At 40.7% G+C, this 7,792-nt stretch carries 10 protein-coding genes; 3 read left to right on the top strand and 7 right to left on the bottom strand.

From position 1 onward, the window contains the following. Window positions 1-471 precede the first annotated feature (471 nt). Window positions 472-1,563, top strand: coding sequence for an ImmA/IrrE family metallo-endopeptidase (locus ACIG3F_RS13565; protein ID WP_191112220.1), 1,092 nt, complete (start codon window positions 472-474; stop codon window positions 1,561-1,563). A 42-nt stretch (window positions 1,564-1,605) separates the two neighbouring features. Here ACIG3F_RS13565 and rplT read toward each other — a convergent pair whose 3' ends face one another. The 5 genes from rplT to ACIG3F_RS13540 all read right to left on the bottom strand — a co-directional run bounded on the left by rplT (window position 1,606) and on the right by ACIG3F_RS13540 (window position 3,781). Further along, window positions 1,606-1,965 carry a 50S ribosomal protein L20 gene (gene rplT, locus ACIG3F_RS13560; protein ID WP_004647525.1) on the bottom strand — a complete coding sequence of 120 codons (360 nt, stop codon included), beginning with the start codon at window positions 1,963-1,965 and terminating at the stop codon, window positions 1,606-1,608. An 11-nt stretch (window positions 1,966-1,976) separates the two neighbouring features. Next, window positions 1,977-2,171: a 50S ribosomal protein L35 gene (gene rpmI / locus ACIG3F_RS13555; RefSeq protein WP_004278281.1), complete on the bottom strand. Its 195-nt coding sequence runs from the start codon at window positions 2,169-2,171 to the stop codon at window positions 1,977-1,979. Between the two features lie 194 nt (window positions 2,172-2,365). Beyond that, window positions 2,366-2,788, bottom strand: coding sequence for a YqaA family protein (locus ACIG3F_RS13550; RefSeq protein WP_191112219.1), 423 nt, complete (start codon window positions 2,786-2,788; stop codon window positions 2,366-2,368). 7 nt (window positions 2,789-2,795) lie between these two features. Continuing rightward, window positions 2,796-3,086 carry a hypothetical protein gene (locus tag ACIG3F_RS13545; protein ID WP_191112218.1) on the bottom strand — a complete coding sequence of 97 codons (291 nt, stop codon included), beginning with the start codon at window positions 3,084-3,086 and terminating at the stop codon, window positions 2,796-2,798. A gap of 74 nt (window positions 3,087-3,160) precedes the next feature. Then, the gene (locus ACIG3F_RS13540; RefSeq protein ID WP_004732952.1) at window positions 3,161-3,781 is read right to left on the bottom strand and encodes a glutathione S-transferase family protein; all 621 of its coding nucleotides are present in this window, start codon (window positions 3,779-3,781) and stop codon (window positions 3,161-3,163) included. Window positions 3,782-4,064: 283 nt separating this feature from the next. Here ACIG3F_RS13540 and ACIG3F_RS13535 point away from each other — a divergent pair, with 283 nt between their 5' ends. After that, window positions 4,065-4,520 (top strand): Hsp20 family protein, encoded by a 456-nt coding sequence (locus ACIG3F_RS13535; protein ID WP_004732955.1) that lies wholly within the window; start codon window positions 4,065-4,067, stop codon window positions 4,518-4,520. Window positions 4,521-4,624: 104 nt separating this feature from the next. Next, complete coding sequence (locus ACIG3F_RS13530; protein ID WP_191112217.1) at window positions 4,625-5,176, top strand: hypothetical protein; 552 nt, start codon at window positions 4,625-4,627, stop codon at window positions 5,174-5,176. Between the two features lie 43 nt (window positions 5,177-5,219). Here ACIG3F_RS13530 and infC read toward each other — a convergent pair whose 3' ends face one another. Both infC and thrS read right to left on the bottom strand, forming a co-directional pair. Continuing rightward, window positions 5,220-5,771 (bottom strand): translation initiation factor IF-3, encoded by a 552-nt coding sequence (infC, locus tag ACIG3F_RS13525; protein ID WP_071850398.1) that lies wholly within the window; start codon window positions 5,769-5,771, stop codon window positions 5,220-5,222. A gap of 5 nt (window positions 5,772-5,776) precedes the next feature. Next, complete coding sequence (gene thrS, locus ACIG3F_RS13520) at window positions 5,777-7,699, bottom strand: threonine--tRNA ligase (RefSeq protein ID WP_004278291.1); 1,923 nt, start codon at window positions 7,697-7,699, stop codon at window positions 5,777-5,779. Between the last annotated feature and the right edge of the window lie 93 nt (window positions 7,700-7,792).

Below are 7,792 nucleotides of genomic sequence, written 5' to 3'. Positions count from 1 at the left end.
TAAGGCAACACCGGATGAATTTTATGATCAACATTTACTAAAAGTAATGGCAGCATAATTTAAATATTTAGAGCGGATTTATCACTTATAAAACTGAATTGAGTGGTCTAATTAACGGAACCACATTAAAAAGAATTATTTTTATCCAACCAAGAAAGGTGCATTTGTCTTAACAGAACAATTAAGCCTTTTCAATGAAGTTGGCTTACCTTGCTATTCCAATTTCTTACTCATGTATTCAATTGATGAAGATGGATTCCCATTAGCCACTGTCCGTTTTGTCAGCTATGACATTAACGAAAATATAGTCGCTTTCTGGGAATATAATTCATCTAGCTTTGCTCCTTCAATTCAAACAAATGATTTGTTTACCCCTGATAGTAATGGCAAAAAACGCACTAGAAATCTATCTAGTAAACGTAATAAAGCTAACAAATCACAAGAGAATTGAATCAATTATTAGGTTCCACAATGTTTAATTCCTTTAATGGATTAGAACTAAAACTGCTGCGTTTATTTAATGAGTTATCACTTGAAGACGTAGCAGCTAAAGTTCAAAAGTCAAAACAATATATACATAAACTCGAAACAGGTCTTAGTTATCCTACTGAGGAACTGTTAAATGAGTTATGTGATATTTTTAATGTAAAGAAAGATTTTTTCTATCAAGTACATTCTCCTTTACAAGAAGACCAAATCCATTTTCGTAGTCTTAAATCATCACGACAGTTTGCAAAACAAGTCGTTATTTCTAGAGCAGAACAATTAAATCGGTTAATTAGATATATTGAACATCATGTGGATTTGCCCGAATATTTAATTAATTCTATTGAAATTGATCATAATCAATTAACAGGTGAGCAAATTGAGAAAATTGCAGAGGAATTTAGAAAACAATTTGATTTAAATTTAGCTCCCATCGAAAATTTAACGGAGTTCTGTGAAGATATTGGCATTGTTATAACTGATTTTGACTCTATTTCAAGTGAAGTTGATGCTTTATCATTGATTTGTCAAAGACCTATTATTGTTCGAAACACTAGTAAAAAAAGTGCCTGCAGACAAAGATTTGATATTGCACATGAGATAGGTCATATGGTACTTCATAATGGAGTTACTACTGGCGACAACCTAACTGAGTCTCAAGCGCATAGATTTTCTAGTGCACTACTATTACCTCAATCCATGCTAAGAACAAATTTTCCAATCTTATTTAAAGGTGGAAGGTTTGATTGGAATAAAATGAGTGAATTCAAAAGAATTTGGGGAATTAGTAAAGCAGCTATTCTATATAGAGCAAAGCAACTTAATCTAATTGATGACAATCAATATAAAACTGGTGCTATCCACCTAAGAGTCAATGGCGAGGCAAGACAGGAATCGGAGGATATTAGTATGCCTATCGAAACTCCTACTCTTCTTCAAGAAGCTTTAAATATTATATTAGATGATGGTATTTCTGCTGAAGAAATTTCCAATGAGTTAAATATTTCTATTTCTATGCTCGAAAAGCTTACCAATATGAAATTTCATACTCAGGAAAGGAAACTTAAAATTATCTAAAAAAAAGACCGCTAAAAGCGGTCTTTTTCAAGTCATAAAGACTTATGCAGCCAATGCATCTTTAGCTTTAGAAGCTAAAGCAGCAAACGCAACTGCGTCATGCATAGCGATGTCAGCAAGTACGCGACGGTCGATAATCACTTGAGCTTTTTTCAAGCCAGCGATCATACGGCTGTACGACAAACCATTTTGACGAGCACCAGCATTGATACGTGCAATCCACAAAGCGCGGAATTGACGTTTCTTCTGACGACGGTCACGGTAAGCATATTGACCAGCTTTGATTACCGCTTGGAACGCTACGCGGTAAACGCGTGAACGAGCACCATAGTAACCTTTAGCGCGAGCAAGAATTTTTTTGTGACGGCGATGAGCCTGTACACCACGTTTTACACGAGCCATTTATAATCTCCTTAGATGTACGGGCACATACGACGAACTGAAGCAACGTCACTTACGTGAACCATTACACAGCCGCGCAATTGACGAATACGCTTAGCAGATTTTTTGGTCAAAATGTGGCGTTTGAACGCTTGTTTACGCTTAAAACCGTTAGCAGTCGCTTTAAAGCGTTTAGCTGCACCACGGCGAGTTTTCATCTTAGGCATAACAACCTCTTTTGAACACCTGTTCGGCTCGTTTGCACCATTACAAAACGACCTGCAGGTAAGGGAGCGAGTATTCTAAAGCATCTTTGTTTAAAACAAAAGCATCTTCATTCAATAAGCGAATTTAAAGAATGATTTTAGGATTTAAGTCTGAAAAAATATCCAAGACTGAATCAGGAAAACTATTTTCAAGTTTAGAACATGGCAAAGGCCGCATAGACAAATAGATAACGGCCAACTTTGGCAATACTGACCATCAGCAAAAAACGGGCAAAATTTTCTTTTAATAGTCCCGCAATCAAAGTAATCGGATCACCAATGATAGGCACCCAGCTCAGCAATAAAGACCAGTAACCATATTTCTGATAGGTCGCTTGCGCTTTAAGCATCTTGTCTTCTGAAACCGGAAACCACTTTTTATTTTTATAATGCTCAATCTTGAGACCCAGATACCAGTTCACACAAGACCCCAGAATATTGCCCAGACTGGCCACGGCAATTAACAGCACTGCATGCTGCTTGTTCTGCACTAAAAGCCCCAGCAAAACCGCTTCAGACTGTAAAGGTAGTAAGGTCGCTGCACCAAAGGCCGACAGAAACAGTAAAAATAGGCTCATTACAGCATTAATGGCTCAAGCCCATTTTTTTCTTGGCTTTACTGTATTCCCAACTGGACCAAACGACTGCCGTCACCATCGCCATGATCCGCGCCCACTTATACTGCTCATTGAGCGGTGCAATTGCAGTACGGAGAATCTGCTGATCTTTGGTATTTAGGGCAGCAATCATCTGATCGATATGCACAATTTCAGCAACATACAGCACTAAACATGCAGCAATGCCGAAAAGAATGCTCCAGTAAATTCGGGTATTACTTTCAACAATCTTGGTAAAGTTCAGAAGAAAATCGTTCATATATCCATCCAATAAAAAACCACCGTAAGGGTGGCTTTATTTGCTTAAGGCTATTTTAACATAAAGGCAGACGCTTAACTGACCTGTATTGCCAACGCTTTCTGAACCGCAGGACGAGCATTCAAACGATCGATATATTTGGAAACTTCAGGATAGTCTTCCAGAGTGATCTGCTGCCAGTCATGCCGTAATAACCAAGGGAAAATGGCCATATCTGCAATCGAGTATTCGCCAGCCACATACTCCTGCCCGACCAGCTGTTTATTCAACACCCCATATAAACGCTTGCTTTCATTGACATAACGCTCTGTGGCATAAGCAATCCGCTCAGGTGCAAAACGGCTAAAGTGATGATTTTGCCCGAGCATCGGCCCCAAACCGCCCATTTGCCACATCAGCCACTGTTCGACCTGAATACGCTTCACTTCATCGGCTGGATAAAACAGACTTGTTTTGCGACCCAGATATTGCAAGATCGCACCTGACTCAAAAATTGAAATGGCGCGGCCATGTGGCCCATCCTGATCAACAATTGCCGGGATTTTATTATTGGGAGAAATAGCCAGAAAATCGGACTGGAACTGGTCATTTTCCAGAATATTGATGGGAATAATTTGATATTCCAGCCCCATTTCTTCTAGAGCAATACTAATTTTATGGCCGTTGGGGGTGCCCCAATAATATAAATCGATCATTTTCTTCTAATACTCCCTGCACTTTTACTATGCGACGATGTACTCAACATAGAGGATTTAGAAAGAAACAACAAGTCTGCATTTTAAAATTATTTTTCAATAAATATCAAAATCTTATTAAAAATTTATATATTTTTTTCTTTTTGATCTTGAAAATTTCAGCTCCAAACACATATTTATTTCTGCATAAGGATTGCGTCAATCTTATGCGCTGTTGATGTCTGACATGACAGATCTTATTTTCTTGTTTTTATAACTTTGCTTTAGTGAGAAGGTTCTAATCATGAGTAACTTAAATCTTCATCCATTATTTCGTCGTAGTATTGGCTTTGATCGCTTGAATGACTTTATTGACTATGCCATGCAAAGCGATGCACCGAATTACCCACCGTATAATATCGAAAAGCGTGGTGAGAATAATTACCGCATCGTGGTGGCAACTGCGGGTTTTCGTCAGGAAGAACTCGACATTCGTCTGGAAAATAAGTTGCTGACCATCCTAGGCAAGCCTGAAAACCAGAGCAATGACAGTATTGAATTCCTGTACAAAGGCATTGCGCGACGTGCATTTAAATTGTCTTTACGTCTGGATGAATATATTGAGGTACAACAGGCAGACTATGAAAATGGTTTATTGATCATCGACTTGCAGCGCATTATTCCAGAAGAAAAATTGCCACGTCAAATCCCGATTGGCAATAAACTGCTCATTGCAAACGATGAAAAATCAGTGGAATAAGCTTGATTAAGTACGCAAAGGAAGGTCCGAAAGGGCCTTTCTTTTTGGCTAGAGATTACCTAAGCTCATGGAGGCAATACGCTTTCTGATCATAAAAATAAACCATGAATGCGCCAGAAAACATCCTGTTTCATCAAGCTAGCCCGATCATGCGCACTACGGGATATTTGCTGTTTTGTTATCCGATCGGAATATTCAGCATTTTTTATTTCAGCAGTGTGCGTAGCAATTCCAGTTTTTTCCAAGGACTATTATTTTTATGGCAGGAGTCTCCTAGCTTTTATGTTTATATTGGCGGCTTTCTTGGTCTTTCGCTGCTTATGCTGGGAACCAAACTCAAAATAACCTCATACTCTATTTATTATACTTTGGCCGGTTTCCGCATCAGCCTGTGCTTAAAACGACATTCGGTACAGTATAGCTTTCTGAATCCACGCTATGCTTCTCTCAAAGCACATCTCAAAAGCTGGCTCTATAACATGCCAGCGCATGTGATTAGTCAACGTGATGGCACTTTGGATTTTAAATTGCATCAATCCGGTCTAATAAATCAAATTTGTCTTGGATTTTTCCGGATTCAGCTGTCGATGTTTTCCCGCCCGCAAGCTCAACAGATTATGCAGGCCATACAAAGTGCCTGGAACTTTAGAGCATAAAAAAAGCCCTGCATATGCAGGGCTTTTTTCGCTTAATGAGTGCTTACTTTTTCTTTTTAGGACCAAGTAGCATACCCATTTGACGGCCTTCCATTTTCGGCATCTGCTCAACAGTACCGAATTCAGCCACGTCAGCTTCAATTTTTTGCAATTGAGCTAGACCCAACTGTTGGTGCGCCATTTCACGACCACGGAAACGAAGCGTGATTTTCACCTTGTTACCTTCTTCAAGGAACTTGATGATTGCACGTAGTTTTACGTTGTAATCACCAACATCAGTACCCGGGCGTAGCTTGATTTCTTTCACCTGGACTTGATGTTGTTTTTTCTTCGCTTCTTTCTGCTTTTGCTTAAGATCAAACAAATGCTTGTTGAAGTCCATGATCTTACATACTGGTGGCTCAGCGTTTGCTACGATCTCAACAAGATCAAGCTCAACACTTTCTGCTGCGCGTAGGGCGTCAGCTAAGCTTACAATCCCTTTTTGCTCACCATTTTCGTCTACAAGACGGACTTCTTTCGCACGAATTTCATCATTCAAGGCAGGACGGTTTGATTTGTTACCGCCCTGTTGATTACGGTCAGGCTGTTTAATCGCTGTTACTCCACAATGTACCGGCCGCGTTCGGCTACGGCTGCTTTTACTAAGTCAACGAAAGCATCGATTGACATAGTACCCAAATTTGTTCCTGAGCGGGTACGCACGTTTACGGTACCTTCCTCTACTTCACGGTCCCCAAGTACCAGTAAGTAAGGAATACGCTCTAATGTACGTTCACGAATCTTAAAGCCGATTTTCTCATTTCTCAAGTCAGAAATTGCACGGATACCGTTTTCTTTAAGTTTTGCGACGACTGACTCACATGCCTCAGCTTGAGAATCGGTAATGTTCATCACACATGCTTGCATTGGTGCCAACCAAGGTGGCATGAAGCCTGCGTAGTGTTCGATCAGTATACCAATAAAACGCTCGAAACTGCCAAGAATTGCACGATGTAACATTACTGGCTGATCGCGGTCATTATCTTCAGTGACATAAGACGCATCTAGACGTTCTGGCAAGTTAAAGTCACACTGAATGGTACCACACTGCCAGACACGACCTAAGCAGTCTTTCAGAGAGAATTCAATCTTCGGACCATAGAATGCGCCCTCACCCGGTTGAAGCTCCCACTCAAGACCCGCAGCATCTAAAGCATCTGCCAAAGATTTTTCTGCCATATCCCAAAGCTTGTCATCACCCACACGTTTTTCAGGACGCGTCGACAACTTCATTTGTACTTCTTCGAAGCCAAAATCTTTGTATACATCCAGTGTCAATTTGATAAAGTCTGCAACTTCAGGACCAATCTGTTCTTTGGTACAGAAAATGTGCGCATCATCTTGAGTAAAGCCGCGTACACGCATAATGCCATGCAAAGAACCAGATGGTTCGTTACGGTGACATGAACCAAACTCTGCCAGACGTACCGGAAGATCACGATACGACTTCAAGCCTTGATTGAACACTTGTACGTGACAAGGACAGTTCATTGGCTTCACCGCATAGTTGCGATTTTCAGAATGCGTGGTGAACATGTTGTCTGCATAGTTGGCAGCATGTCCTGATTTTTCCCAAAGCGTGAAATCAACAACCTGTGGTGTACGAATTTCTTCGTAGCCGTTGTCTTGTTGTACCTTACGCATATATTGTTCAAGCACTTGATAAATGGTCCAGCCATTCGGATGCCAGAACACCATACCCGGTGCTTCTTCTTGCATGTGGAACAAATCAAGCGCTTTACCGATTTTACGGTGGTCGCGTTTTTCTGCTTCTTCAATACGTTTTACATAAGCAGCAAGCTGTTTTTTGTCTGCCCACGCTGTACCGTAAATACGTTGTAGCTGTTCGTTTTTCGCATCACCGCGCCAGTAAGCACCAGAGATTTTAGTCAGCTTGAATGATTTTAAGAATTTGGTATTTGGTACGTGCGGACCACGGCACATATCCAAATAGTCTTGATGGTAGTACAAGCCCATTTGGGTTTCTTCAGGCATGTCTGCAATCAAACGCAATTTGTATTCTTCGCCACGCGCAGTGAATTCAGCAATCACTTCATCACGTGGTGTCATTTTTTTCACAACATCATAGTCTTGATCGATGAGCTTTTTCATACGCTCTTCAATCGCTGCCATGTCGTCTAAGGTAAACGGACGTGGCATCCAGATGTCATAGTAGAAACCTTCTTCAATGACCGGACCAATGACCATCTTTGCTTCTGGGAACAGTTGCTTAACCGCATGACCGACCAAATGCGCGCAAGAATGGCGAATGATCTCAACACCGGCTTCGTCTTTAGGCGTGATAATTTGTAGTGTTGCATCTTCAGTGATGAGATCAGACGCATCAACCAAACGATCGTTGACACGACCAGCAACTGTATTTTTTGCAAGACCAGGACCAATGCTAAGTGCAACGTCCATCACAGATACGGCGTGATCAAACTGTTTTTGATCGCCATTTGGCAAAGTGATAATTGGCATAAGAAATCCTTAAGGAGTGATGCCCCGTACCATGGAGCATATCACCGCGAGATTATGATCGAGGCACAGCCTCAAAAGATAAAAACGGTGGAT

The organism is Acinetobacter sp. NPDC052428, from assembly GCF_044547685.1.
GTDB lineage: Bacteria > Pseudomonadota > Gammaproteobacteria > Pseudomonadales > Moraxellaceae > Acinetobacter > Acinetobacter lwoffii_G.
This window is presented reverse-complemented; position numbering and strand designations above follow the sequence as displayed.

Bases quoted from the DNA above. Each gene is read 5' to 3' on its own strand.
- rpmI (WP_004278281.1), bottom strand. From the start codon at position 2,171: ATGCCTAAGATGAAAACTCGCCGTGGTGCAGCTAAACGCTTTAAAGCG.
- ACIG3F_RS13535 (WP_004732955.1), top strand. From the start codon at position 4,065: ATGAGTAACTTAAATCTTCATCCATTATTTCGTCGTAGTATTGGCTTT.
- ACIG3F_RS13545 (WP_191112218.1), bottom strand. From the start codon at position 3,086: ATGAACGATTTTCTTCTGAACTTTACCAAGATTGTTGAAAGTAATACC.
- ACIG3F_RS13565 (WP_191112220.1), top strand. From the start codon at position 472: ATGTTTAATTCCTTTAATGGATTAGAACTAAAACTGCTGCGTTTATTT.
- thrS (WP_004278291.1), bottom strand. From the start codon at position 7,699: ATGCCAATTATCACTTTGCCAAATGGCGATCAAAAACAGTTTGATCAC.
- ACIG3F_RS13540 (WP_004732952.1), bottom strand. From the start codon at position 3,781: ATGATCGATTTATATTATTGGGGCACCCCCAACGGCCATAAAATTAGT.
- ACIG3F_RS13550 (WP_191112219.1), bottom strand. From the start codon at position 2,788: ATGAGCCTATTTTTACTGTTTCTGTCGGCCTTTGGTGCAGCGACCTTA.
- ACIG3F_RS13530 (WP_191112217.1), top strand. From the start codon at position 4,625: ATGAATGCGCCAGAAAACATCCTGTTTCATCAAGCTAGCCCGATCATG.
- rplT (WP_004647525.1), bottom strand. From the start codon at position 1,965: ATGGCTCGTGTAAAACGTGGTGTACAGGCTCATCGCCGTCACAAAAAA.